At 31.6% G+C, this 25239-nt stretch carries 25 protein-coding genes; 7 read left to right on the forward strand and 18 right to left on the reverse strand.

Annotation, left to right across the window (positions count from 1 at the left end):
* Positions 1-117: 117 nt before the first annotated feature.
* The 3 genes from MARIT_RS03060 to MARIT_RS03070 form a co-directional block, all read right to left on the reverse strand.
* Positions 118-1068 (reverse strand): MBL fold metallo-hydrolase, encoded by a 951-nt coding sequence (locus tag MARIT_RS03060; RefSeq protein ID WP_100210716.1) that lies wholly within the window; start codon positions 1066-1068, stop codon positions 118-120.
* An 83-nt stretch (positions 1069-1151) separates the two neighbouring features.
* Entirely contained in the window at positions 1152-2141 is a 990-nt protein-coding gene (locus MARIT_RS03065) for a TlpA family protein disulfide reductase (RefSeq protein ID WP_100210717.1), read from the reverse strand.
* A gap of 140 nt (positions 2142-2281) precedes the next feature.
* Positions 2282-3337, reverse strand: coding sequence for a branched-chain amino acid aminotransferase (locus MARIT_RS03070; protein WP_100210718.1), 1056 nt, complete (start codon positions 3335-3337; stop codon positions 2282-2284).
* 126 nt (positions 3338-3463) lie between these two features.
* Between MARIT_RS03070 and MARIT_RS03075 the strand changes: the two genes are divergently transcribed.
* From MARIT_RS03075 to MARIT_RS03085, 3 genes are all read left to right on the forward strand, one after another.
* Complete coding sequence (locus tag MARIT_RS03075) at positions 3464-3967, forward strand: DUF4920 domain-containing protein (RefSeq protein WP_024742004.1); 504 nt, start codon at positions 3464-3466, stop codon at positions 3965-3967.
* Positions 3968-3971: 4 nt separating this feature from the next.
* Positions 3972-4640 carry a tRNA (5-methylaminomethyl-2-thiouridine)(34)-methyltransferase MnmD gene (mnmD, locus tag MARIT_RS03080; RefSeq protein ID WP_100210719.1) on the forward strand — a complete coding sequence of 223 codons (669 nt, stop codon included), beginning with the start codon at positions 3972-3974 and terminating at the stop codon, positions 4638-4640.
* Between the two features lie 407 nt (positions 4641-5047).
* Positions 5048-5716, forward strand: a complete 669-nt coding sequence (locus MARIT_RS03085) for a tRNA1(Val) (adenine(37)-N6)-methyltransferase (RefSeq protein ID WP_084339898.1) — start codon at positions 5048-5050, stop codon at positions 5714-5716.
* A gap of 276 nt (positions 5717-5992) precedes the next feature.
* Here the strand turns inward: MARIT_RS03085 and MARIT_RS03090 are convergent, their stop codons facing one another.
* From MARIT_RS03090 to MARIT_RS03100, 4 genes are all read right to left on the reverse strand, one after another.
* A complete protein-coding gene (locus MARIT_RS03090; protein WP_100210720.1) occupies positions 5993-6763 on the reverse strand; it encodes a hypothetical protein in 771 nt (256 codons plus the stop codon).
* Between the two features lie 13 nt (positions 6764-6776).
* Positions 6777-7241 carry a hypothetical protein gene (locus tag MARIT_RS03095; RefSeq protein WP_100210721.1) on the reverse strand — a complete coding sequence of 155 codons (465 nt, stop codon included), beginning with the start codon at positions 7239-7241 and terminating at the stop codon, positions 6777-6779.
* Positions 7242-7243: 2 nt separating this feature from the next.
* Positions 7244-7405, reverse strand: coding sequence for a hypothetical protein (locus MARIT_RS15390; RefSeq protein WP_157926171.1), 162 nt, complete (start codon positions 7403-7405; stop codon positions 7244-7246).
* A 385-nt stretch (positions 7406-7790) separates the two neighbouring features.
* A complete protein-coding gene (locus MARIT_RS03100; protein ID WP_100210722.1) occupies positions 7791-8333 on the reverse strand; it encodes a zincin-like metallopeptidase toxin domain-containing protein in 543 nt (180 codons plus the stop codon).
* A 69-nt stretch (positions 8334-8402) separates the two neighbouring features.
* On the opposite strand from MARIT_RS03100, the gene MARIT_RS16030 reads away from it, so the two are divergent.
* Positions 8403-8531 (forward strand): hypothetical protein, encoded by a 129-nt coding sequence (locus MARIT_RS16030; RefSeq protein WP_262509609.1) that lies wholly within the window; start codon positions 8403-8405, stop codon positions 8529-8531.
* 167 nt (positions 8532-8698) lie between these two features.
* On the opposite strand, the gene MARIT_RS03105 is transcribed toward MARIT_RS16030, so the two are convergent.
* The 10 genes from MARIT_RS03105 to MARIT_RS03150 form a co-directional block, all read right to left on the reverse strand.
* On the reverse strand, positions 8699-8992 hold the full coding sequence (locus tag MARIT_RS03105; protein WP_100210723.1) for a hypothetical protein: 294 nt from the start codon (positions 8990-8992) through the stop codon (positions 8699-8701).
* Positions 8993-9000: 8 nt separating this feature from the next.
* Positions 9001-9393, reverse strand: coding sequence for a zincin-like metallopeptidase toxin domain-containing protein (locus tag MARIT_RS03110; RefSeq protein WP_157926172.1), 393 nt, complete (start codon positions 9391-9393; stop codon positions 9001-9003).
* A gap of 246 nt (positions 9394-9639) precedes the next feature.
* Positions 9640-10086, reverse strand: a complete 447-nt coding sequence (locus MARIT_RS03115; protein WP_100210725.1) for a hypothetical protein — start codon at positions 10084-10086, stop codon at positions 9640-9642.
* Between the two features lie 13 nt (positions 10087-10099).
* Positions 10100-10558, reverse strand: a complete 459-nt coding sequence (locus MARIT_RS03120) for a hypothetical protein (protein WP_100210726.1) — start codon at positions 10556-10558, stop codon at positions 10100-10102.
* A gap of 2 nt (positions 10559-10560) precedes the next feature.
* A complete protein-coding gene (locus tag MARIT_RS03125; RefSeq protein WP_157926173.1) occupies positions 10561-13356 on the reverse strand; it encodes a hypothetical protein in 2796 nt (931 codons plus the stop codon).
* A gap of 13 nt (positions 13357-13369) precedes the next feature.
* Entirely contained in the window at positions 13370-13969 is a 600-nt protein-coding gene (locus tag MARIT_RS03130; protein ID WP_100210728.1) for a hypothetical protein, read from the reverse strand.
* Between the two features lie 334 nt (positions 13970-14303).
* Positions 14304-14960, reverse strand: a complete 657-nt coding sequence (locus MARIT_RS03135) for a hypothetical protein (protein ID WP_100210729.1) — start codon at positions 14958-14960, stop codon at positions 14304-14306.
* A gap of 87 nt (positions 14961-15047) precedes the next feature.
* A complete protein-coding gene (locus MARIT_RS03140; protein WP_024741946.1) occupies positions 15048-15461 on the reverse strand; it encodes a phage holin family protein in 414 nt (137 codons plus the stop codon).
* Positions 15454-15882, reverse strand: coding sequence for a TIGR02594 family protein (locus MARIT_RS03145; RefSeq protein WP_100210730.1), 429 nt, complete (start codon positions 15880-15882; stop codon positions 15454-15456). Before MARIT_RS03145 ends, MARIT_RS03140 begins: the two co-directional genes overlap by 8 nt.
* Before the next feature lie 978 nt (positions 15883-16860).
* Positions 16861-20445 carry a hypothetical protein gene (locus tag MARIT_RS03150; RefSeq protein WP_100210731.1) on the reverse strand — a complete coding sequence of 1195 codons (3585 nt, stop codon included), beginning with the start codon at positions 20443-20445 and terminating at the stop codon, positions 16861-16863.
* A gap of 344 nt (positions 20446-20789) precedes the next feature.
* Here MARIT_RS03150 and MARIT_RS03155 point away from each other — a divergent pair, with 344 nt between their 5' ends.
* Complete coding sequence (locus tag MARIT_RS03155; RefSeq protein WP_100210732.1) at positions 20790-21590, forward strand: S24 family peptidase; 801 nt, start codon at positions 20790-20792, stop codon at positions 21588-21590.
* A 73-nt stretch (positions 21591-21663) separates the two neighbouring features.
* Here the strand turns inward: MARIT_RS03155 and MARIT_RS03160 are convergent, their stop codons facing one another.
* Positions 21664-23034: a saccharopine dehydrogenase family protein gene (locus MARIT_RS03160; RefSeq protein ID WP_100210733.1), complete on the reverse strand. Its 1371-nt coding sequence runs from the start codon at positions 23032-23034 to the stop codon at positions 21664-21666.
* 70 nt (positions 23035-23104) lie between these two features.
* On the opposite strand from MARIT_RS03160, the gene MARIT_RS03165 reads away from it, so the two are divergent.
* Complete coding sequence (locus tag MARIT_RS03165; protein ID WP_100210734.1) at positions 23105-23494, forward strand: DUF423 domain-containing protein; 390 nt, start codon at positions 23105-23107, stop codon at positions 23492-23494.
* Positions 23495-23574: 80 nt separating this feature from the next.
* Positions 23575-25185: a phosphoenolpyruvate carboxykinase (ATP) gene (gene pckA / locus MARIT_RS03170; RefSeq protein WP_100210735.1), complete on the forward strand. Its 1611-nt coding sequence runs from the start codon at positions 23575-23577 to the stop codon at positions 25183-25185.
* Positions 25186-25239: the final 54 nt, after the last annotated feature.

The following is a 25239-nucleotide window of genomic DNA, read 5'->3' on the forward strand; positions in this document are numbered from 1 at the left end:
ATAAGGAGCTGTTTATTAATCTTATTAGAGCGGTAAAATTAATCTTTTATAGATAAAAAAAGTGTCATTTGATGAAAATATGCTTTACGAATCCTTTTTTATAGGCTTCTCATAAAATTACAATTCATAGTTTTGTCCTTCTTCAGCAAAGCCAAAGCCCAAACGCTTTATCTCATTTTTTTCTTTTGTGTTTTTATGTAAGGTAGGGTTGGTGTGGTTAAAATGAATGAAAATAATTTTGCTTTTTGTGGCTATGGATTCCTTTTTAAATATGTTGATAGTTTCTTCAATAAAAGGGTGAGGTACTTCTGTCATGGCTCTTTTAACTTCTTTTTGATGTAAGAAAGTAGCATCCAAAAAAGCATAATCTACTTTTTTAACCTCCTCAATAATATTCTTTTTCCATTGTTGCCATTTGTTAATATCAGGAATAAACAAAGCTACCTTACTATTCCCCGAAATCTTATACCCCACTGTTTCAGAAAACTCATCTCTATGAGGTACTATAAATGGAGTTACTTTTAAATCATTATTCAATACAACAGTATGGGCATCCTTTAAATCAGTTAGTACAATGTTTTTTAAAGAGACGAGTTGACTCCAAGGAGCATTGTTGGTTAAAAAAGTGTTCATTTTAGGCATAACATATACTTTAGTTCCTTGTTTTCCTAAGGCTTCTCTACCAAAATACATTAAACCAGTATAATGCCCAATATGCGCATGTGTTAAAAACACCCCATCAATAATAGCAGTAGTTTGCAGATGCAGCCTATTAATATCAGCAAGTTGGGTAGCAATATCAGGAGAAGCTTCAAACAACCATTTTTGTTTATTTTTACGATCTATAAGTCCCAAAGAAGTTACCCTCTTTTTCTTTTGAAGTCCTTCGTAAAAATCATTACAACATTTCTGTTTGCAGCCAATATGAGGGTATCCAGCATCTTGAGCGGTTCCTAGAATTGTAATGTATTGCTGGTATGTAACTGCTGTTTTTTGTGATTTAGGAGGATGGTTAGTGCATGCAGCAATTATAAAAAGTAATAAAGACGTAATAAGTAGCTGTTTCATAAAGAAAATATTTTAACGAAGCTACAAAAAAGAAAAACCTCAACATATGTTGAGGTTTAAAATCTTTAGAAAAAACATGCAAATTATGTCGTTTTTTCTTTAGTAATCATATCAAGCTCATTCATTAGTGAGTAAACATTATTAACCATTTTAAGAATGGTTCCGTTTGAATCCACAATAATGTGTGTAGGATATTGTTTAATCTTTAATTTTTTAGACATATACTTTTTTTGCTCAGGAATTACCGCATACTTAAAAGCTTTTTTCTCTAAGAATGCTTTCAACTTATCCCCTTTGTCAAAAGCTAGACTAACAAAAGTGATGTTTTTGTTATCTTTATAGCGATCTACCAATTTATTTAACTCTGGAAATTCTTCAACACAAATTTTACAATTGATAAACCAACATTTTAAGACGAGTATTTTCCCTTTGGTATCTGCTTTATTATAAGCAACACCATCAAGATCTACAAAATTGTATTCAGGGAGTTTTTTGCCTTCCATTTTATAATATAAGCGCGCAATTGTAGCAGCGGCTTTTACTTCTTTAGCTATTTTTTCATCAGAAGTTTTGCTTAAATTAAATAGTTGATAATGACGTTTATTGCTGCCTTTTAGCTTTATAGGTATATAAGCTCCTGTTCTTAAGAGAGATAAGAATGTGCCTTTATTCATTTTGCTACCTATATTGTCTAAAGGAGTAAAGGTGGACATTAAATCAATGTTTTCCTTATAGTAGGTTTTCCATGCTTCGTAACTTTTTTGAGCATCAGCTACTACTATATTAGGAGTTAAATTGCCTTCTTCCTCTGTGCTAGTATCTTTGGCTACGGCAGGAGTAACTGCAGTTGTTCTTTCAACAGCTACTTCTTCAGCAGGCATTGGCAAGGCAGTTTTCCGTATAGCAGGTGCTACTTTTTCAGATGTAGAACTATTAGTTTTGTTACTTTTTTTAACTGTATTTTTTGTACGATCATTTACAGTTGTCGATTTGTTTTCATACAGACTTATACCAATAGTTATAACAGTAAAACTTACAACGATTGATAGTATTGCTGGTAAAATATTTTTCATCCCCCTAAATATTTATCAGCAACAAAGATACAAGAAATTAATAAAATGGCATCTATAAGGATTATAGTTTGAAATTACCATAAAAAAAAGGAGTATTATTTCCTTTTTTTTATGGTAATTTCAAAATGTGAAAGTAGGTGCTATAAGGTAACTCTCCAACCATATGGGTCCGAAACCTTATTGGTTTGTATGTCTGTAATTCGTTTTTTTAAGCTGCTAGCATATGAATTTGTAATTTCAGGTAACTCATAGTCCTTTTCCTTAAAACCAAAAGCAGCAATAGGAGAAATAACCGCAGCGGTTCCTGCTCCAAACATTTCTTTTAAAGCACCATTTTTAGCAGCCTCAACAACTTCTGAAACAGTGATTTTTCGTTCTTCAACAGGAATGTTTTCATCTTTAGCTATCTGTAAAATACTTTTACGAGTAATACCATCTAAAATTCGATCACTTGTAGGACTGGTTATTAATGTGTCATTAATTCTAACAAAAATATTCATAGCTCCAGCTTCTTCAATGTATTCATGTTGGTTGTCATCTGTCCATATAACTTGATGATAGCCTTTTTCAACAGCCAATTGAGTAGGGTAAAATTGTCCAGCATAATTCCCTCCAGCCTTTGCGTATCCTACACCGCCATTAGCTGCACGTGAATATTTTTCTTCAATTAAAACCTTAACCTTTCCAGAAAAATAAGCTCCTGAAGGTGCTGTACAAATAATTAATTTATAAGCATTTGCTGGCGAAGCATGAAACCCTTCACCTGTAGCAAATATAAAAGGACGTATATATAAAGAACTGCCCTCATTAGTAGGAATCCATTGGCTATCAATTTCTAATAGCTTTTTTAATCCTTCCATGAACATATTTTCAGGAATCTGAGGAATTGCCAAACGCTCTGCTGATTTGTTCAATCGTTTGCAATTGTCTAAAGGACGAAATAACAGGGTGTTGCCGTTAGTGTCTTTGTAGGCTTTCATTCCTTCAAAAATAGATTGCCCATAATGAAAAATTTTAGCAGAAGGGTTTAAAGATATTGGACCGTAGGGTTGAATAGTAGCATTTTTCCATTCTCCGTCAATATAATCGCATACAAACATATGATCCGAAAAGACACTTCCAAAAGAAAGGTTGTTAAAGTCTATCGTATCAATTTTTGATTGCTTTATAAGCTCAACGCGTATATTAGATTCCATAAAGTTAATTCTATTATTAATAGGGGTAAAAATACAAAAAAAAACGTGGGTTTTTATGTGCGAATAGGAGGCGAGTGTTAAAAAAAACATATCTTTGAATAACATAATTTTTTTTAACACTTTATTATGAGAAATTTACTAAAAGTAGGGTTTTTAATGGCTCTTTTTTTTATTTCATGCAAGCAAGTAGCGAAAGAAAATCAGCCTCAAAAAGCGGATGTTTCCCCTGTAATCCCCCTTTCTTTAGGAGCTAAAATAACTAAAGAAAAAGCATTGTCTTCAACAGAGGCTTTTGGAAAAATAAAAGCATTACAAGTAGGTGATACGTTACATGTAAAACTTGCGTCAACAGTGAGTGAGGTTTGTAGCAAAAAAGGGTGCTGGATGAAACTTCCATTAGCAGAAGGCGTAAAAATGATGGTTAGGTTTAAAGATTATGGTTTTTTTATGCCCTTAGATAGTAAAGGAAAAAATGTAATTGTTGAAGGGATGGCTTTTGTACAAGAAACCTCAATAGCAGCATTACGTCATTATGCAGAAGATGCAGGAAAAACAAAAGAAGAAATAGCCAATATAACAAGTCCTAAAAAAGAGTTTGCTTTTGAAGCAAATGGTGTTTTATTAAATTAAGCCTATCAAAAGAGAAATTATCATAACGTCAGATGGTTCTACTACCATACATTTGCCAGACTGGAACGAGCAGTATCACTCCAAGCACGGAGCTATACAAGAAGCTTATCACGTATTTATAAGAAACGGATTAGAAGCTTTGCCAATTGCTAATATTTCTATTTTAGAAATAGGCTTTGGAACAGGGCTAAACTGCTTTATCACTTTTTTAGAAGCACAAAAAAAAGCAACTAGCATCAATTATACAGGTGTAGAAGGGTATCCCATACAAAAAGAAGAACTTGAAAAGCTAAATTATGTAACCGCGTTAAGTGCTGGTAGTCAAAGTGCTATTTTTGATAAAATGCATGAGGTTTTATGGAATGAAGAGCAAGAGATTACGAAAGAATTTTCATTGCTTAAAAAACAGCAATTTTTTGAAGATATTGATGAAGAAAATGCTTATGATTTGGTTTATTTTGATGCTTTTGGAGCAACGAATCAACCAGAGTTATGGACGGAAGTTATTTTTGAAAAAATGTATAAGGCCATGAAAAAAGGAGGGGTACTTGTTACATATTCAGCCAAAGGAAGTGTTCGTAGAGCTATGCAAGCGGTAGGTTTTGTAGTAGAGCGCTTGCCTGGACCACCAGGGAAAAGAGAAATGCTAAGAGCTGTTAAAACAATAATATAATCATTCAAATAAAAACCCGTATATGAAGTTTCAAAGAAGGTTTGGAAACCGGAGAAAAGCAGCACCTAAGAAAGGCCTTTTTTTAGTATTGCTATTAGTTATGGTGTTATTTCTTTGGTATAATGCTGAAAAAATTATAGAGAATTTGTTTTAGTATAAGTATGTGTTTGGAGCTAGCATTTTATACTAGTAGTCGTTTAAAATCGTGGTATAAAAAAGATCGTTGTTTTTCTTGATAAAAAATAGCCCCTCTTTATTTACATTTTCTTTTTCTAATAAGCGAAGAAGAAAGAAAGGTGAAGAGCGTGCTTATAATGTTTGGGGAAATTTTAATATTAACTCGTAAAAAAAAGTATTTGAAACCTTTTCAGTTTAAAGAATTTTTAGTGAATCAAGATAAAACAGCTATGAAAATAGGTACTGATGCTGTTTTATTAGGAGCATGGACAGCAGTAAATACCTACCCTGATGCTATTTTAGATGTAGGGTCGGGTACAGGGGTTATAGCACTAATGTTAGCGCAACGGAGTGATGCGATGACAATAGATGCTGTGGAATTAGATGCAGATGCTTATGCACAAACAGTAGAGAATTTTGAACAGTCAGATTGGGGAGATCGTTTGTTTTGTTATCATTCCGATTTTAAAGATTTTGCTAAAGAAATAGCAGCAGAAGAAGAAGAATATGATCTTATTGTTTCTAATCCTCCGTTTTATACAGATGAGTTTGAAACCAATAACGAAGCAAGAAATAAGGCGCGTTTTACATCGTCACTTTCTTTTGAAGAATTGCTTGCTGGTGTGGCTAAAATATTGGCAAAAGAAGGGCGTTTTTCTGTGATTATTCCTTTTAAAGAAGAACAAAATTTTGTGGCATTGGCATTGGATAATCAATTGTATTTGAATAGGGTTTGCCATGTAAAAGGTACGCCAACATCAGATGTGAAACGGAGCTTATTGTCTTTTTCATTTGGTAAAAAAGAATTGGTTAGAGAAACGTTGGTGATAGAAACAGCACGCCATGAATATACTGAAGCGTATATTGCATTAACTCATGATTTTTATTTAAAAATGTAGTTACTAGGGTTGTAGTAGCTAAGTTATTTTATGATGATTTCGTTCTTAATAACGCGCATTTGGCTTTATAAGCTTTGTTATTTTAATTTTTTAAGAAAAAAGAAGTAAATGTAGTAGGAGGTGAGTAATTGTTTATGGAATAGTTCGATAAAAAAAACAAAGCCTTTTGCTAACTTGTGAGGCAACCTATAAATCTAAAAAAGGAAATATTAAAACGCATTTTTTTTACTGTAAAATACAACTCATTTATTATCAGTACTAATCTGTACAAATATTTTAACCCGCTCTAAAAAGTTTGTACAAGATTTCCCCTTTATTTTCTGTACAAGGTTTTGAAACTGCTCTAAAAAGTTTGTACAAGATTTCCCCTTTATTTTCTGTACAAGGTTTTGAAGCTGCTCTAAAAAGTTTGTACAAGATTTCCCCTTTATTTTCTGTACAAGGTTTTGAAGCTGCTCTAAAAAGTTTGTACAAGATTTCCCCTTTATTTTCTGTACAAGGTTTTGAAGCTGTTCTAAAAAGTTTGTACAAGATTTCCCCTTTATTTTCTGTACAAGGTTTTGAAGCTGCTCTAAAAAGTTTGTACAAGATTTCCCCTTTATTTTCTGTACAAGGTTTTGAAGCTGCTCTAAAAAGTTTGTACAAGATTTCCCCTTTATTTTCTGTACAAGGTTTTGAAGCTGCTCTAAAAAGTTTGTACAAGATTTCCCCTTTATTTTCTGTACAAGGTTTTGAAGCTGTTCTAAAAAGTTTGTACAGGATTTTCCCTTTATTTTCTGTATAAGGTTTTGAAGCTGCTCTAAAAAGTTTGTACAAGATTTCCTCTTTATTTTCTGTACAAGATTTTGAAGTTGCTCTAAAAAGTTTGTATAAGATTTCCCCTTTATTTTCTGTACAAGCTGGTGAAAATGGATGATAGTTATATCGCTGGATTATCTGATGGATTTGCAATTCACTTACATAGAAAAATAATGGGAAATATTGTTTAGGTGAAATTATAACTATATTAAAAATAACTAAATAAGGGATGAATACTGTTTTATTCATCCCTTATTTAATTTTATAAAGGAATGTTATTTAACCTCCTGTAAATTGCATCATTTATCATTTTACTAAAGGTGTATTTTACATCCTTTAAAAATGGTTCATTTCCCTCATAAGCACCTGAAGGATCTAGTATATATACATTAGGGTCTTCTGTATCCTCATCTAAAAAGAAAATACTATACTGTCCATCTAATTGATCAAATACAAAATAGGGTCTATCCATTTTGTAACCTGTGTACTCTAATGATTCTTCACAATCTTCTCTTAGTTGTTCAAAGTCATCCCATTCAAAAACCATCCCCGTCGCTTCGCTTTCACCTCCAATATTTAAATATTCTTCAAAAGCTAATGGGAACTTCTTTCCTTCATTGAACAATTTTCTAATCTCTATTACAGTTTCAATCTCAAGACCTTTCAAGGGAATTCGACTACTTAAATTTGGAGTGTCTTTTAGTTGTTTCATGTATTTTAATTCCATCGTTATTTCTTTTTAAGTTTTTTATATATTTTTTCATACTTCTTTTTTGCTATTTTTATTTCAGGATAAGTTCTTGTTAGGTCTGCAAACCCTTTTACAGATTCATCAGATTTTACAATAAATTGAACCTTCTTTCCTATTGAATTTAAATATTCTTCTAACATCACAAACTCGCGAGAACAGTGTCAAAAATTAGTAAAGAATTAAAAAAGCAGTTTCAAGTAACCTTAAAACCGCTATAAAATTAATAACAAATAGAGCTCGTTTATACCTACTCTATTTTATAATATTTGCCTTCTTTATCTTTTTCTATTTGAAATAAAATCATATTAAAATTGTGGTAGTATAAAGGTTCTCCTGTTTCGTCTGAAATAAACAATAAATCGATATTTTCAAAAATTGTTTTAATATAAATTGTCCAGCACGGTAAAATTTCCCCCCTTGACTTACCATATCCAATCTTTTCATTTTCTTTAAATAAAGCTCCATCTGTGCAATCTTCAAAATAATATTCACCATCTAAATCTTTAATGATTTGTTTCGCTTTTTTTATAATTTTATTTTTATTAAATCTATACCTGCTTTTTCCCTAGTACTATTTGCATAATTTAAGCTGAGTTCTAACTCTTCTTTTGTCCGATCTCTTCTTCTAGACCATATTTGCTCCCAAACATAGGCTTCTTTTTCCCATGTTTTTAAAGGATGATACGCTTCTCTGAGTTCTTCAAAATGTTGTAAATGAGCTTTTTCATGAAAAGCAACCAATTCAGTAGATTTTTCTCCTAAAACCATTTGTTTTGTTTTTGCATCAAAAGCGCCTGCATAACCCTTTACTTTCATGAAATAAAATAAATTTTGTGCTTTTTCAAACTCTAGCCCATTTAGTTTAATAGTTTTAAATTGATTGGTAATTTTTAAATCTTCTTCTAAAATTAATAAAACCCCTTTCTTTTTTAATTCTCCTCTTAGTTTTTTTACCTGTGATGCTTTTAAAACTTTTCCGCCAAATTTACCTATTTCTCTTGGACGAGCCATTAAGCTAATTTCATCAAGTATTCCTCCAACCTCATCAATCTCTCTTTTCTTAACCAAATCATCTAACGACTTTGTAAAATTAGAGTTTTCTACAATTTCTGTGACTGATTGGAGTTTCCATATAACATGAGAAAGTCACTAGATTGTAAGCTTCCAGCAGTACAGTTGGTGAAAATGGATGATAGTTATATCGCTGGATTATCTGATGGATTTGCAACTTACTTACATAGAGAAATAAAGGGAAATATTGTTTAGGTGAAATTATAACTATATTAAAAATAACTAAATAAGGGATGAATACTGTTTTGTTCATCCCTTATTTAATTTTATAAAGGAATGTTATTTAACCTCCTGTAAATTGCATCATTTATCATTTTACTAAAGGTGTATTGGTGTGTTTTTCTGTGAAATTAAGTAATAAATTATAAATCTGTCATATCTGATTCCCTATCTTCTACAAAACCATGTTCTGACATAGTGTATAAAACCCCTCCCTTCTCAGCATCAACAACTACAAAATAGACCTTAGGATTGAGATACCCTTCTTTTTCATAACTAACAATAAAAGTATTTTTATACTCTTCATTATGTTTTCCATAAATAATTTTTTCATTTTCTTTGTAAATAATTTTTTCCTCATCAATAGTACTATATTCCCTTTTTCTTTCTTTCAAATAATTTTTTACAATCACAATTATTTCTTCTTTTGTTTTCATTTTTTTATTTATTTTAAATTTAAAATAGTTTCAATGCTTATATATTGACGCTTTTTAGGTATACTATTTATATCAAATGGTAATACAATTTTTATAGGGCTTCCTAAGTCATCTGTAACTCCAAGTTTCTTGTAATAATAATTAATATATCTTTCAGCGTGATTTAACTCATTTTTATTTAGGTATTTAAAATTACTTACTATTTTGTCAAACACATATCTTTCTGTTTTTAAAACCCCTTCCGCTTGCAACATATTATAATAGTTTTTTATTCCTAATTCTTTTGAATGTCTAAAATGCATCAACTCATGTAATAGTTCATAAACAGTAGCATTTTCTCTTAATACTAATTTCATGTTTTTACCATCAGTAATAAATAATGCTGCATTTTCATAATCCATTTTCATTATATTACCTGATTTGTAAAAATACCCTTCTACTTCAAAAGTACCTTTTGTTTTTCCTATCTGTAAATCTACTTTATTTTTAATTAAAACTTTCTGATAAAGTCAAAATCTAACGCTCTTAATGACTGTCCAAGGTACCTCCCTCGTCCTATTGATACAACTTCAGCTACTCCATCTAAATATTCTATTATCTCATTACTCTCTCCTTTCTTAACCAACTCATCTAACGACTTTGTAAAATTAGAGTTTTCTACAATCTCTTTTGCAGATTGCTGTAGTTACCTGTTTGGTTTTATACAATAAGGTTTTTCCGTTTTTAAGAAGTTTTACTAAGCGTCCTGCTTTAATCAGGTTCCCAACACCTGATACAGTGGTTAGTATGTCAACACTATATTCTACACCAGTCAATACATTTTTCCAAAAAGCCTTTTGGTTGTTTGCGTATAATAAGAATGCTGGTAATTTTGTAAAACGAATGCCTTCTTTTTGGTCTTTGTCTTTTAATAGAAATGTAGGGTTTTTGCTATTTAGCAGTACAGTTGGTGAAAATGGATGATAGTTATATCGCTGGATTATCTGATGGATTTGCAATTCACTTACATAGAAAAATAAAGGGAAATATTGTTTAGGTGAAATTATAACTATATTAAAAATAACTAAATAAGGGATGAATACTGTTTTGTTCATCCCTTATTTAATTTTATAAAGGAATGTTATTTAACCTCCTGTAAATTGCATCATTTATCATTTTACTAAAGGTGTATTTTACATCTCGGTATAATGGCCAATTTTCTTCTTTTTTAGCAAACGCATCTAATATATAGATATCAGGATCTTCCTTCTCCTCATCTAAAAAAAATATGCTGTATTGACTATCTAATCGATCAAACACAAAATAGGGTCTATCCATTTTGTAACCTGTGTACTCTAATGATTCTTCACAATCTTCTCTTAGCTCTTCGAAATCGTTATCAACCACGCCCGTACCTCCTTTAACACCTCCTAAAACCAAATATTCTCTGAAAGATAATGGAAACTTCTTACCTTTGTTAAATTTAGACTCCAATACTAAAATCCTGTCTTCTCCTAACCCTTCTAGAGTAACTCCTACAAGTAAATTTGGATTGTCTTTCAATTGCTGCATATATTTTAACTCCATTCTTATTTCTTTTTAAGTTTTTTATATATTTTACTGTATTTCTTCATTGACTCTTTGATTTCTGGATACACATCCTTTAAATCCGCAAACCCTTTTACAGATTCATCAGATTTTACAATAAATTGAACCTTCTTTCCTATTGAATTTAAATATTCTTCTAACATCACAAATTCGCGAGAACAACTTGAACAAGTAGCAAAAATATTACTGGTTTCAATCACAAATTCATCTGCCTTATGAACATGGTTTTTTAGAAAATTATATACAAATTTTATTTCACTATCGTATTTTCTGGCACGACCTGTCAAATCATAAGCCCCTGTAACAAATGTAATAAATTCATCATAATTTTTAAAGACATCAATAGTATTTGGAGGTAAAACTGGAGGGTCACCAAACGTACTTAGAACAATTTCTTTCCTACCAGACAAAGAAAACTCAACAACTTCGTCAAATTGTTTTCCATTTTCAAAAAATTTAATATTGAAATCGGCTTGGTTATGCCCTTTTACTAATCCTGGAAATTCATCTAAATGTTTTGTAAATAATTCTACTATTTCATTTTTTGTAATAGGAATTAACGATTTTGCTCTCCATAACCTTGTGGTTTTACTTACATTATAAATAAATTTTGGTCTAAAATCAATATAGTTTTTTAAAGTTTTTTCTAATTCTAACTCTGCTATATTTTCAATTTCTTTTAACAACACTTGTTTTCCTTTAAGAGTTAATGGGTTTTTGGAATCTTTAACAGATTTATTTAAAAGTTTTTCTAACTCCTTACGCTCTTTTAAAATACCTCTTGCGCTGTTTTTAAGTTTTTCTCTTAAAAACACCGAAACCTCACCAGTCAAAGCTATCATTTCTAGATAAAATAAATATTTAGAAATGCTTATTCCTAGCTTGGTATCGTCAATACTAGTGAGTTTTAACAAAGCATTTACAGTTCCTGAGCTTACTTCTATTACACCAGCTATTGCTTTTGTTGTTGCAATTGCTGTAGTTACCTGTTTGGTTTTATACAATAAGTTTTTTCCGTTTTTAAGAAGTTTTACTAAGCGTCCTGCTTTAATCAGGTTCCCAACACCTGATACAGTGGTTAGTATGTCAACACTATATTCTACACCTGTTAATACATTTTCCCAAAAAGCCTTTTGGTTGTTTGCGTATAATAAGAATGCTGGTAATTTTGTAAAACGAATGCCTTCTTTTTGGTCTTTGTCTTTTAATAGAAATGTAGGGTTTTTGCTATTTAGCAGTACAGTTGGTGAAAATGGATGATACCCATATTGGAATGTTTGGTAAATGGCTACTTCTGTTGTTTGCCCAGTATCAATATACTGTGGTTTTGGGGTTTCATAAGCAATGTTTACTAATTTAGGAACTTTTTTTGTTCCTGTTTTTATCCGTATATCGAGATTAATTCTGAATGTATTTGCTTCCCAGTTTATGGTTGCATTGTTGTAATGAATTCCTAAAGTTTTGTCAGATCGATAATCTAATAATACAGGGCTTTCTCCTGTAATTTTAATAGTTTTATTAGTTTCGGGATTGATGTTTGCGTATGAGCTATTTTTCCAGATACTCCAAATAAAATATACATAGGTTTTGAATTGCTCTCCATCCAAATCATCTGTTAGTTTTTGCAACAATATTTTATTGTCAGCTTTAATGGTTAGTAATTTATTTAAATAAATATCATTTAGCCGTTTACTAGTAGGGGCTTCTTTTTCATCCACTACTTTTCTTCCTACATCTTGTACTTTATTGTATTTATGGGTATGTCTATGATAGATGATTTTTAGGAGTTTTAGTAATAAATCTTCTTCATTAGTTCCTAAAATATTAGTAATAGTACCACTTGCTAGTATTTGTACGGCTGCCCATAATGAGGAGTTGTTGTAAAATACATAATATAATGCTTCTGGTATTTGATAAATAAGTGCTTTTTTATTTTTTAAATTAGAGGTGTTGGCCACAGGGGTTATATGATACCCTATGCGTTCCAAAAAGCGATGGCGCCATTTTGATCTGAAATCATTTACCTCATTATAGTAGTTAAAAATAGTTTCTTTTAAAAAACTTAGCACACCAGATAAAGTTTTAAAACCAATTTTTAAAGCAATCATTGGTTTTTCGTTTTCATCTAGCGCAAAGGAAGCTAGCATCTTGTGGGTGTCTTTTTTATAGTAATATGACAATTGATACGGATTTGAATCTCCTAACTGTTTTGACAAGATAGGAAATCGATGTGCTGATGCATTTGAGGATGCTGTTACTATTTTTAATTTTTCAAGAGTCTTTGTGCCATACACATTGGAGTAGTGGTAGGTGTTTTCATTGAAAACAGAGAAGTTATCAGGATTAAAGTTGATATAGTCTTTCGAATTATCAACATGTGCAACCGCAATAAAACCGATTAATTGATGGTTTGGGTTAATGTAAAATCGGATTCCTTCATTGTAAAGATGATTAGGAATGTTTACTGATACTAAAGGTTCTTGAAAATTAGCATCGGTAAACACTCTTGGATCTTTGTTGTAAGAAATTCTTTTATAATAAGTATTTCCGTGAAGAATATGTTTGTTATAAGCAACATTATCAGTGTCTATAAAAAGCGTTTGAGGAATACTTAACTCTTTGTTTGTTCTTGGGAAATCTTTTAAAAGTATGGTTTCTTTTTGAAACAAAGCTGTTCTTGTTATTTTTACGGTGATGATTTCTCGATTTACTTTTTCAGAAAAATCTGGAATTTTTAAGTAATTGATAAGATCATTTATAGTGATTATTTTGTGCATTTCTTTCTCTTTTTTAATTAAACAGTCTAAATCCGACACCAATATTGTGAGTAGGTTGGTGCAATTGGTTGATATTTAATCGGTAACTGGTAAACCATTTTCCTTTGCGGTTGTATTGCATTCCGAGGCTGATATTATTAAATTTATTTATGTTTCCTCCAATTTCAGAAAATAAGAATAAACCACTTTTATAACTTTTTGGATGCGTTATGGTTTTAGTGATCCTAACTTCTTTAGGAACTTTTAATTTGTAGGAAATATTACTATCTAATAATTTCCCTTTTACCAAATTGTAACTATAAATTTCTAGTTCAGTATTGTTTAAGGTATCTTTATATATGTTGGCAGCTATAAAATTGGTAGTATCTTTTATAAAAATAGTGTCGTTAACAATTTTTGTAGGAGAGTTTTTGTGTACATATACTTTTTGATATTTGATGGTTTGTACAGGAAAACTATCTATTTTTGTTTGCCAAATAGTATCTCTTATAATACGAACTTTAGGTTGCTTAATTATGGCATTTTTAGGTGGTTTAAAAAAGCTATTAAAAAGAAGGAAGCCTAAGATAATGTATAAGAGTATGCGTTCATGTTTTGTGTAAATTACGGTCATGATATTTAATTTTAGCGCATTAGGATGCTGATGTGATTTTGTTAAATACTATTTACTATTTGAAATTCCTGACATAAAAAGTGCTCTTTTAAGGCAATTTCAAATCACGGTTGGTATAACAAAGTATCAATTACCCGAAGGGGAAGGTAATTGAACTATTGTAAAATAAAACAGGCAGGTTTATGATATCATTTAAATCTTAAAATTTCATAGATACAGTTGCTTTTTACTATTAGAAGTAATGTTTAAAAAAGGGAATTGGTTTTTTTTAAACATTTGCATTTGTTTATATTCCGTTTAAAGAAGTAGATAATACAATCACAAACTACTTTATTTATCTCATACTCATTGGAGGAGGGCTAGGGATATTTTTAATAACATAAGTAATATAAACCCTTACAGTTCCTGTAATAGCAGAGCGTTCTCCTATGGTTTTGCCAGCTTCTTTTTGAAAAATAATAGCTTCATTTTCCTTATAGCTTCCTTTATGAATAAGCAAGCTTTCAATGCTATTAGCGTTGTAATTGGTTATCATTTGAGAAGCCGCAATAGTAGTTCCAGAAGCAGTATTGAGTTGCATTTTTGCAGTTCCTGTAAAGGAGCCTCCCCCATGTATATATTCAAAACTAGCGGCTAGTATTTCTATAAACTTGCCCACACCAGGAGCAGGAATAGCGGTTAGAGAGGTGTTTTCAATAGTACCTTGATTAAAGGTAGCTACAGTTTCTAACACAATAGGTTTGCTTATATTGGGTTTGTTTTTAATATAATCAAGAGAGGTGCTATCCGTTTGTTTCCAGTCAGCTTGAGGTATTTCGGTACCCGCAACTACAGATACATCTCCGTTTTCATCAATCGCAAATTTACGGTGGGCTGCTCCTGGAGGTTGTTTTGCATCAATATAGCTATCAATAAGTTCGTGATATTGTTGTTGAGTAGGCTTGTCACCAGTTTCAAAATACTTTTTAATGATTTCTTTGTTTTGTTTCATTTTGTTCTTTTTTATCTTGTTTTTAATTTATGTTGATAAAAAAGAGACGACTAAAAACGAATGCTAGCGTCTAAACTTTTTTCTTTTTTACAATTTCTTTTTATCGTTTGATAAATGAGTCATTGTATCTTTTAAGCTACTGTGCTTTATAAGGTTTGTTAAAGCTTTAAATGGATTAACGCCATATATTTTGTTGTAGTTTTCTAAAATTGATTTGATTTCTGTAATGGCGATAAAACCTGCGATAATTTTTAGAAAAGGGACTTCGTTTACAATGTGTTTTTCTAAAAAATAGGCAGAAATGATGACCAAATTATAGATGAAAAACTTAGAAATAGTATGTCCTATTCGGAGGCTGCAAATGGGTACTTTATGTTTGAGTGCTGCATAAGAGCCTGTAATAAAATCAACTATAATTAAAAATACGATGGTAGTTAATACACCATTTAATGGAGATACTAATGCAAGTAGCCAAAATAGCAGGTGCATTAATTTATCCATTTTTTCTTAGTTTTCGATAGTCTAATACTCTGTTTTTAGGATATGCTTTAATGCTAACTGAATTTCCTTGATTGCCTCCTAGTAGGTAAACATATCTGTTGGTTTCTTTAATAAAAAAACCAACATGACCTTTCCAGCTACTTGGTTTTTCTCTCCAAAGAACTACAACATCTCCTAGTTGTGGATTGTTAGTTGAGGTACCAATGTGTAGCCAGCTTCGTGCATGTAGCTTTTTAGAATATTCGTATCCAGCTGTTTTTGCTACCCAGTTAGCAAAAGCACTGCACCAAGCAGTTTCATCCTTTAGTTTTTCTCCATCGTACCCTAATGTAGTAAAGTAGTTTACAATTTGAGGGTGATCTTTTAATCCAGCAACTTCTTTGATGCCGTATTGGGTTAAGGCGGTTTTGATGATTTTCATATAAATGTTAATTTTTTTAGTTTAAGTAGATAAAACCATAAGAGTAAACAGGTTCTTTTTCATAGTATTCTTACCCAGATTTTGAGGTAACCTTTACTGCGTTAGGTTGCTACTTAATAATAGTTAATATAATAATTTGAACTACTAGAAAAGCGAATACAAATATACACATATTACATAATAAAACCAAACAAAATGCATAGAAAATAAAAGGTTTTATGTGTTTTGTTAAATAACGAGACTGTTTTTTTGAGGAAAACAATTTATTTTTTAACATATGTGATATTTGTAAAGATGCTGTTTGATCTGCTAAATTGTATAGAGAAATCAGTTTTGCATCGAAGAATTTTAAAATACATTTCGTAGCCATCAATTGAAATGCCTAGTATTTGTTATTGTTGCTTGTCTTTTTCAGAAAAACGCTCATTGGTACTTATTGCTATATTAAAAGTACAATGGTTGTTTTTTTTGATGGCTTGTAAAGGTGATTTGAAATATTTCGGTTTCAGAATATTTCTCAGAAGCGGTACGGTTCATAGTGGCATAAGACTCCGCTAGATTTAATAACATTATTTTTTATAATTTCTCATAGTTTTCTGCTCTAAAAATACACCATTGGTATAAAAAAAGGGGGTAAAGTCTCGTTATTTTGTTAAGATGAGACTTCGTCGGTTTTTGGTAGAAAGAGATCCATTTTATGAGAATTTCTCATAGTTGTAAAAATACAGGTAATCAAATTTTAAAAGAGTTCAGTTCAGAGAGAAGGCTATATAAAAAAGACTGCCTTTTCAGACAGTCTCTTTTACTTTCTCTACAATAGAGAATTTTCATGCTAACAAATAGATGTCCCCCGAAATCTACCTCTTTACGTATAATAAGACACTTCTTTTTTGTTGAAGTCACAACTTTTATGCGAAAAAATATTTTTTAAGCGTTTATGCTAATTGATGAGTTAGGAGAACACTTTGTATATAAAAACTAAGCAATGGTATTTGTTTGTCCAATAATATCATAATCAACACCTTCCAAAGAGCCGCCTATTTTATGAGTACTTGGCGCAAATAATCCTTTACTTTTACAATCAGGGTTACAAGGCAATCCCTCTTCGTTTAAAGCAACAGATTTAGCTTGTAAAACCGTTAAGGTAGTAGGCACGCGAGTTTCCCAGCTATCTTCAACTTGCCCTTCTACAGTTTTCATTTCTTCCGCAATAGATACATACAAATCATCATCCATATCAGGAACCATACTTTGTCCATTCCAAATCTCCCCCGTTTTCATAAACCAAATTACAGCATATTCAAATCCCGGTTTTACAGGAACAACAGATTTAGCCATTCCACTTTGTAAAAAAGCTTGGAAAATAGGATCATTCCCTTCGTTATATTTAAAAGAAGCCTGCCAATTTTCTTTATCAGCATAAAAATAAGGGTAAAATGTATATGCCATAATTTCCCAATCAAAAGCCTGTTCAAAAAACTTGATGACAGCAGCGTGTTTTTCTAGAGCTTCCGTATTGTCGTTTAGCTCAGTATTAGAATCATTGGCATAATGATTTCCGGTAGTTCTAATACCATAAGGCCTTGTAATTAGGTCAATAGCCATACGTTTAAGTTCTCTTTTTTCAATGTTTCTATTCAGTTGGCTGCTAAATTCTCTCCTCTTTTTAGTTTCAACTTTTTCAATGTCTTGCGCTCTTATAAAATCATTGTATTCTTCAACCTGTTTATTATAAGCGTCCAAAATAGCTTTGTAGGTTTCATTTTGCCATTTTTCATAATTAGCTTCGGTTCGTTCACATTTTAAAACAACATTGATGTTAGCAATCCATGTTTTATTCATATAAGCAGAAACAGGTACTTTTGTCAAATAATGAGGGTATATTTCGTTAAATTCTGTATTGACCTCAAATTCTCTACCAGCAACATGAACCTTTACATCTGTAGCTCTATCCGTATAGAAATATTTTCCAGTGGTTTTTGCGGCGATAGCTTTATATCCTCTAGGCACTTCAATTTCTTCCTTAGAAACTTTATTAACCCACTGTGTTCCATCTCCCTCTTTCTGAGATTTGGATAAGGTAGTTCCTACAAAACTATATTTCTCTGGAGCAGATTTTCCATCGATGTTATAAATCCCAATCAAATATTGGTAATTCCCTTCATTAATATCTGATGAAGCAATTATTCCTTTACCTATTTCTTCACCAAATTTATTGAATCTAGGAAAAGAGAGTTTTGAAGGGTGTTTAGGTTCAGTAGGAGCAATGATCTTTTTAGCATTGTTTTCTTTTTGTTGATTTTCGGTAGAACTATCAATATAAAACTTAGCTGGTTCAGGTAAGCTAAATTCATACATTAAGCGCTTTCCGTAGTTAATGATTTTGTTGTTGTACACCTTATCTATCCAACGATAGACACCTGTTACATGTTCATTCCCTTTTCTGTTGTCAAAACCATGAGTGTTATTTTCTTCATACTCTTTTAACATTCTAGAAGTTCGTTTGGAGCTTATCTTTTGTACTATTCGCTCCAGAGCACGTTCGGTAACTTCTTGTGCATAGTTTTTAGCTTGCGTATTTGAGATAGCACTGGCATTAGAAGAAGAAGCGTTAAAATTAGTATTAGCAAAAAAACTCCCTGTAGCAAATTTTCCAGTAACCCCAGCATTGGCACCAAAGTTTTGAGAATTGTCTTTGTTTATAACAGAAGAAGCTTCACTTTGTAGTTCATTACGTTCTGTAGAAGTAGTATCGGTTAAGTTCTCAATTTCTCTTTCAGAAGTTTTTTCTGTTATTTGCTCAGATATGGATAAGTTTCTTGTAGCACGTTCTTTGTATTCACGTGCCATTACATTTTCAATATGAGAAACTTCTCCAGGTACATAGCAACATACTTCTTGCTCAACGCGTCTGAAATCAGCAATTCCTAATTGAGTAACACCAAATAGTTTTTCTTCTTTAGTAGGGGTATCAGTAACATCAGAGTCCGTATCCTCATCAGTGGTATTGGTAGTAGCGATTCCTGAATACGCCCCTTTGTATTTGACCCTTTCAAGAAAGCCCCTTTTTTTAGTAATAAACAAAGAAGTATTAAAATATAATTTTGTTCCAGTGCTCAATGTCAATTCCCCAGAAAAAGTAGCTGCTCCAGAGCTCAGTAGCTGCAAACCATTTAATTCTGTAAAAAATAGGATATTTATCAATGTATCAGTTGCCGTTATCTTTTTTATATTGCTAGCTGTATGTACAGTTCCAGAACTAGTTTTTAGTTGATAAGAAGCATTTGTGATATGAACATTAGGCTTTCCTATTATTAATCCCATAGAAATGCTATGATGAGAGGAGCCAATAGAACGAGTTAATCCGCCCACATATGAGTATTTAGGGCTTCCGTCTAGTATATTCTTAGTAATTCTAGTAGTTCCAATATTGATTTTTTCAATAGCATTAGGAATGTTGTTAAAAATCACTTCACGTGTTTCCTTTATTCTATCTTGAAGCAGTGAGGTTGCTTCTTTAAAGTGAGTAAAAGTATTGAATTCCTCTGATTTTAAAAGTTCTTGCGTGTTTGTTGAAAATAATGGAATATTGGCGGTTTCTGTAGCCCTAGCCTCTAGCTCACTATTAGAAAATCTAGGAATTTCAGGTTGTTTTTCAAATTCAAATTCAGGAAGTTTTACATGAGAATATGATTCAGATTTAACTTCCAATCCCGTTGTAGGATCCGTTTTCGTAACAATCGTAGGAGTTGCATCTTCATATATTTGTTTGATATTCGCTTTGTAAGCTTTCCTTTTTGTTTCGTATCTTACTTGCTCTTGCTTTTTATAAGAAACTTCAGCTTGTTCAATTTCTTTTAAAGAGCTTTTATAACTTTGCAAACGGTCTTTGGCTAATGAAGTTTTAAGTTGCGCTTCCATATAGTTTTTTGACTTTTCAGGAAGTTGTAAGGTGTCTAAAGTTATTTTTTTTCGATCAGAAATAATAATTTCTTTAGGAATGATAACGCTTGCATTTGCCCTGCGAATAAAGTCTTTTTTATCGGCTTCAGTAAATGTAATTTCACTAGCTGTTTTGGAGGAAAAACCTTTGGTAAAATTAGTGAACGCTTTTAAAAATTTATTAGTAATTAATAGATGAATGAGTTTTTCTCTTATAGCAAAAGAAGTTTTTTGCGTTGTTTGATAAAACAAGTTATCCCATAAGATACGTTCTTCACTTATTGATAGCTCTTTTGCGTTATGTAAATTTGAAGAGATACTTTCATAAGATAAATAGGATTTATTACGCATTAGCCAGCTTGAAAAATCATACAATTCTGTATGTACTTTTTTTATGTCAGTTCTTTTTGCAAAAGGAATAAAAGAATTTGTCGTAACGGCATTGTTTATAGCAGCTTTTCGTTCCATATTGCTATTGGTATTAGCAATGGCAGAAAAATAAATACTGTTACTTTTTTCTTCTTCAGGAAATGAAATAAACCCAGTTTCTTTGTCTTCAATTAACTGAGGGTTACGTAAGGTTACAAACCTAAATAAGGTGGACTTGATTGGTGTACTCATTTGATAAAATTTAATGTTGTTTTTTATGAAATTAAGTTCTTGTAAAAAGAACAACTGTTGTTTTTCGCTTTTCTAACAGTTCGCTCTTATGCTTAATTACATTGTAAGAATCACATTCAAAAAAATGTTTGAATATGCCACATTGAAATTTTAAAAAATCATTATAGAGTTAAAATTTCCTAAGTAAAATTGCTTTGAGTTTTACAAATGTTTGATTTTTATTAAAAAATTGTATATTAGCCTTGCAATTACAAAGCAAATATATAACATTTTACAAGAGTAGGCAAATCGAAAGGATGTTTTTTTTGTAAAAAGTTTTAATCTTTTCAATTCGCACAAGTCATATGGAAATCGCAGAAAAAATAAAAGCAATAAGAGATAGATTTGAGTTAAATAACTTTTCCTTTTCAAAACGCATAGGAGTTACTGGAACAACGGTAGATAGTATTGTTAATGGAAGGCCCCAATCTGATGGAACTCGAAAAAAAACCAAGCCAGGGTATGACGTGTTGATGTCTATTATTAATGAATTTAATATAAATCCAGATTATTTATTTGATAAAAGCGATGTTATGTTGAAGTCAGAATTGGTAGAGGTTCAAACATATTCTGGAGTTCCTCAAGTAGTAGCTGTTAATACATCAGGAAATGAAAACGTAGTATATGTTCCTATACAAGCGCGCGCCGGATATTTAAATGGTTATGGAGATGCAGATTATATAGAGCAATTACCTAGTTTTCATATGCCGCATTTAACAAATGGAACATTTCGTTGCTTTGAGGTACAAGGAAACTCAATGGTAAGAACCTTTTTTGATGGAGATCTAGTTTTTGGAAAGTACGTTGAAAATCTAGGATATATCAAAGATGGTCGTATATATATAATTGTAAGTAAAAATGACGGAATTGTTTTAAAACGTGTAATTAACAGGATAGAAGAACGTGGGAAGCTTATTTTAAAAAGTGATAATAAAGATGGAAATTACCCTACTTATACCATCAATATAGAAGAAGTTATGGAGGTTTGGTATGTTACAATGTTTGCTTCTAAGCAAATGCCAGAACCTGTAGATATTTATGATAGATTACATGAATTAGAGAGTAAGGTTGTTGAGTTAGAGGAAAATTTATATAAACAAAATTAGAAAGCAAAGACTATATTAAATAGTCTTTGCTTTCTAATTTTATAGTATTGGTATATAAAAGTTATTCTAAGAACTAGCCGGTAATGCTTTCAGGATTGTAACCTAAATAAGGAACCTCCTTTTCAATAAAAGTAATTCCAAATTCTTCAAGCTCCTTTAAAATAGGTTCATATACTTCTTTTGAAATAGGAAGTTGCACGCCAGGGGTAACAATCTCTTTGTTTAAAATTTTTAATGCAGCCATTGCAACGGGCAATCCAACTGTTTTTGCCATTGCAGTATATGTTTGGTCATCTCCTTTAATAAGCATGCTGCTCTCTATTTGGTGTTTTTCGCCTTTGTGCTGATATCCAAATTTATGTTGCATTACAATCATGTCTTTATCTGCTTCTTGTAAGGTCCATTTTTCGGATAATATTTTTTGTAAAATTTGAGCAGGAGTAGCATTTTTTAAACCAACTTTTTTATTCGGATTAAAAATATCCAGTTCTAAAAACTTATCCCACATAATATCATCCTGTTCTATTTTTAAGTAAGAGCGAAATTTTAGTTCTACTGAATCACTCGGAGAATAAGCTAAAAACAAATTGGTAAAATCTCGATAGCTCATCTCTTCTGAATTTTCAATAGTATAAGTATCATCCGTCATTCCTAGCTGTATAAAAACATTCCAAGCTCTAGAAAACCCCACTTTTCGAATAGTTCCTCTATACATTGTAGGAATATTATCTAAGCCATAAATACTTCTATATTTTAAGGAGTCTCTATTGGCATATGCTTCAAATTTACCACCTCCATCAATAGTTAAAAATTCTGTTCTACGAAATAACTTGTGGTAAGGAATATATTTATACGTTCCTTCTTGAATAAACATAGCTGCACCTCCTTGCCCTGCCAATACAACGTTTCTCGGGTTCCAAGTAAACTTGTAATTCCATAAATTAGTATCGCTCTCAGGAGCTACTAATCCACCACAGAATGATTCAAATAGCAGCATTTTACCATCACTTTCGTGAATTTTATCAATCACTTGCATTGCGCTCATATGATCAATTCCAGGATCCAATCCAATTTCATTCATAAAAACAAGTCCTTTTTCCTTAACAGCAGTATCAAGTTGTTGCATTTCTGTAGAAACATAAGAAGCAGTAACCATATGCTTACCATAGGTAACGCAATCTTTCGCAACCTCTATATGAAAGCGAGCAGGGAGCATAGAAATAACAACAGTTGCTTTTTGAATTGCTTCACTACGTTGCTCTTTGTTAAAAACGTCTAATGGTATGGCTGTTGCATTCGGATGGTTATTAATTTTTCGTTGGGCGTTATCAATAGAAACATCACCAATAGTAATGTGTAATTTTTCAGAAGTAGATTTATCTAATAAATACTTTATAAGTGATGAGCTCGATTGTCCAGCTCCAATAATTAATATGTTTCTCATGATAATATGATGTATTTTTGTATACAATAATCGTTTAAAAAAAGTTTAAAACTAAACAAAATTACAAAAAATGTATAAAAATTTAACAATTTCTTCGATTTTGGGAGCTTTAGCTGTCATTTTAGGAGCATTTGGAGCACATGCATTAAAAAATAAATTATCTGTAGAAGCTTTAAATAGTTTTGAAGTAGGGGTAAGATATCAAATGTATCATGCAATAGCTTTATTATGTATAAATATGTTTACAGAGATCTCTGTAAAAGAAAAAAATAAAATAAGTAGGTTATTTATAATAGGGATATTATGTTTTTCAGGCTCAATATACATGATTCAATTGTTAGGGGTTCCTGCAAAATATATTTGGTTTATAACCCCTATAGGAGGTTTATTTCTCATTGGAGGTTGGGGAATGCTTTCTTATTTCTTTATCAAAAAACATACCGAAATAAAAAAGAGATAAAAAGCATTTTAGTAGTATTTTGTGTAAAAATAATATGTACTTTTGTTCAAATAACAATAACACAACTAAAATCTAGAAAGATGACAAATCTTGAAACGAAAACGATTTCGTTAGATAATTTAGGAATTACAAATGCAACAGTACGTTACCAGTTAACGCCAGATCAGTTGCAACAGATTACTATAGAGAAAGGACAAGGTGTTGAAGCCGCTTCAGGAGCGTTAGCTGTTAATACTGGTGAATTTACAGGGAGATCTCCTATGGATCGTTTTATCGTAAAAGACGATATAACCAAAGATGAAATTTGGTGGGGAGATGTTAATATTCCTTTTGATGCAGAAAAGTTTGATAACTTATACGAGAAAGTAACTAAATATCTTTCAGGAAAAGAAGTTTTTGCTCGTGATAGTTATGCTTGTGCAGATGAAGATTATAAGCTGAAAATTAGAGTAGTAAACGAGTATCCTTGGAGTAATATGTTTGCTTATAACATGTTTTTACGTCCAACTTCAGAAGAATTAAAAGGATTTTCTCCGGAATGGACCGTGATTAATGCTCCAGGTTTTATGGCAGATCCAGCAGTAGATGGCACGCGCCAGCATAATTTTGCAATTTTAAATTTCGGTAGAAAAATAGCACTAATTGGAGGAACTGGATATACTGGAGAAATTAAGAAAGGAATCTTTTCTGCATTGAATTTTATTTTGCCAGTCTTTAAAAATACATTGCCAATGCACTGTTCTGCAAATGTAGGAAAAGAAGGAGATACAGCTATATTTTTCGGATTGTCAGGAACAGGAAAAACAACCTTATCAACAGATCCCAATAGAAGTTTAATAGGAGATGATGAACATGGTTGGACTGCTGAAAATAAGGTGTTTAATTTTGAAGGAGGATGCTACGCTAAAGTAATAGACTTATCAAAAGAAAAAGAGCCAGAAATATACAATGCAATAAAGAAAGGGGCTATTTTAGAAAATGTAATTTTGGACAAAGAAGGAAATGTAGATTTTGCGGATACTTCTATTACGCAAAATACTCGTGTAAGCTATCCTATTTATCATATAGAAAATATTCAAAAACCTTCTATCGGAAAGAATCCAAAAAATATATTTTTCTTAACAGCGGATGCTTTTGGGGTATTGCCTCCAATATCTAAGTTAACGCCAGGGCAAGCAGCTTACCATTTTATTTCAGGTTATACAGCAAAAGTAGCAGGAACAGAAGCAGGAGTAACGGAACCATTACCGAGTTTTTCAGCTTGTTTTGGTGCTCCTTTTATGCCATTACATCCTACGCGTTATGCAGAAATGCTAAGCGAAAAAATGAAGGAAACAGGTGTGAATGTGTGGTTGATAAATACAGGATGGACAGCTGGTCCTTATGGAGTTGGCCATAGAATGAAATTGAAATATACGAGGGCAATGATTAATGCAGCGTTGCATGGAGAATTAGGAGAGGTGAATTATGAGAATTACCATACGCATTCTGTATTTGGATTGGCACAACCAAGAAAATGCCCAGGAGTGCCTTCAGAAATGTTAAGTCAAAGAAAGGCTTGGAATAATGATGAAGAGTATTATAAGACAGCGCACAAATTGGCAGATTCGTTCAGAAAAAACTTTAAGAGTTTTGAAGAATATGCTAATGAAGAGATATTAGCAGGTGGACCACCAATAATTGAAAAATAAAAAATAAAAAAAGCATCCAAATTTGGATGCTTTTTTTATGCTAAATAATACCTA

The organism is Tenacibaculum maritimum NCIMB 2154 (genome assembly GCF_900119795.1).
Classification (GTDB): domain Bacteria; phylum Bacteroidota; class Bacteroidia; order Flavobacteriales; family Flavobacteriaceae; genus Polaribacter; species Polaribacter maritimus.

Excerpts from the sequence above, each read along its gene's own strand:
- MARIT_RS03090 (WP_100210720.1), bottom strand. The coding sequence starts at position 6,763 with ATGAATAAAACAGTATTCATCCCTTATTTAGTTATTTTTAATATAGTT.
- MARIT_RS03145 (WP_100210730.1), bottom strand. The coding sequence starts at position 15,882 with ATGAAAATCATCAAAACCGCCTTAACCCAATACGGCATCAAAGAAGTT.
- MARIT_RS03165 (WP_100210734.1), top strand. The coding sequence starts at position 23,105 with ATGTATAAAAATTTAACAATTTCTTCGATTTTGGGAGCTTTAGCTGTC.
- MARIT_RS03075 (WP_024742004.1), top strand. The coding sequence starts at position 3,464 with ATGAGAAATTTACTAAAAGTAGGGTTTTTAATGGCTCTTTTTTTTATT.
- MARIT_RS03110 (WP_157926172.1), bottom strand. The coding sequence starts at position 9,393 with ATGGATTATGAAAATGCAGCATTATTTATTACTGATGGTAAAAACATG.
- MARIT_RS03150 (WP_100210731.1), bottom strand. The coding sequence starts at position 20,445 with ATGAGTACACCAATCAAGTCCACCTTATTTAGGTTTGTAACCTTACGT.
- MARIT_RS03130 (WP_100210728.1), bottom strand. The coding sequence starts at position 13,969 with ATGACCGTAATTTACACAAAACATGAACGCATACTCTTATACATTATC.
- pckA (WP_100210735.1), top strand. The coding sequence starts at position 23,575 with ATGACAAATCTTGAAACGAAAACGATTTCGTTAGATAATTTAGGAATT.
- MARIT_RS03060 (WP_100210716.1), bottom strand. The coding sequence starts at position 1,068 with ATGAAACAGCTACTTATTACGTCTTTATTACTTTTTATAATTGCTGCA.
- MARIT_RS03140 (WP_024741946.1), bottom strand. The coding sequence starts at position 15,461 with ATGGATAAATTAATGCACCTGCTATTTTGGCTACTTGCATTAGTATCT.
- MARIT_RS03120 (WP_100210726.1), bottom strand. The coding sequence starts at position 10,558 with ATGGAGTTAAAATATATGCAGCAATTGAAAGACAATCCAAATTTACTT.
- MARIT_RS03115 (WP_100210725.1), bottom strand. The coding sequence starts at position 10,086 with ATGAACAAAACAGTATTCATCCCTTATTTAGTTATTTTTAATATAGTT.
- MARIT_RS03105 (WP_100210723.1), bottom strand. The coding sequence starts at position 8,992 with ATGAAAACAAAAGAAGAAATAATTGTGATTGTAAAAAATTATTTGAAA.
- MARIT_RS03160 (WP_100210733.1), bottom strand. The coding sequence starts at position 23,034 with ATGAGAAACATATTAATTATTGGAGCTGGACAATCGAGCTCATCACTT.
- MARIT_RS16030 (WP_262509609.1), top strand. The coding sequence starts at position 8,403 with ATGAGAAAGTCACTAGATTGTAAGCTTCCAGCAGTACAGTTGGTGAAA.
- MARIT_RS03085 (WP_084339898.1), top strand. The coding sequence starts at position 5,048 with ATGAAAATAGGTACTGATGCTGTTTTATTAGGAGCATGGACAGCAGTA.
- MARIT_RS03135 (WP_100210729.1), bottom strand. The coding sequence starts at position 14,960 with ATGAAACAAAACAAAGAAATCATTAAAAAGTATTTTGAAACTGGTGAC.
- MARIT_RS03125 (WP_157926173.1), bottom strand. The coding sequence starts at position 13,356 with ATGCACAAAATAATCACTATAAATGATCTTATCAATTACTTAAAAATT.
- MARIT_RS03155 (WP_100210732.1), top strand. The coding sequence starts at position 20,790 with ATGGAAATCGCAGAAAAAATAAAAGCAATAAGAGATAGATTTGAGTTA.
- MARIT_RS03065 (WP_100210717.1), bottom strand. The coding sequence starts at position 2,141 with ATGAAAAATATTTTACCAGCAATACTATCAATCGTTGTAAGTTTTACT.
- MARIT_RS15390 (WP_157926171.1), bottom strand. The coding sequence starts at position 7,405 with ATGTTAGAAGAATATTTAAATTCAATAGGAAAGAAGGTTCAATTTATT.
- MARIT_RS03095 (WP_100210721.1), bottom strand. The coding sequence starts at position 7,241 with ATGGAATTAAAATACATGAAACAACTAAAAGACACTCCAAATTTAAGT.
- MARIT_RS03070 (WP_100210718.1), bottom strand. The coding sequence starts at position 3,337 with ATGGAATCTAATATACGCGTTGAGCTTATAAAGCAATCAAAAATTGAT.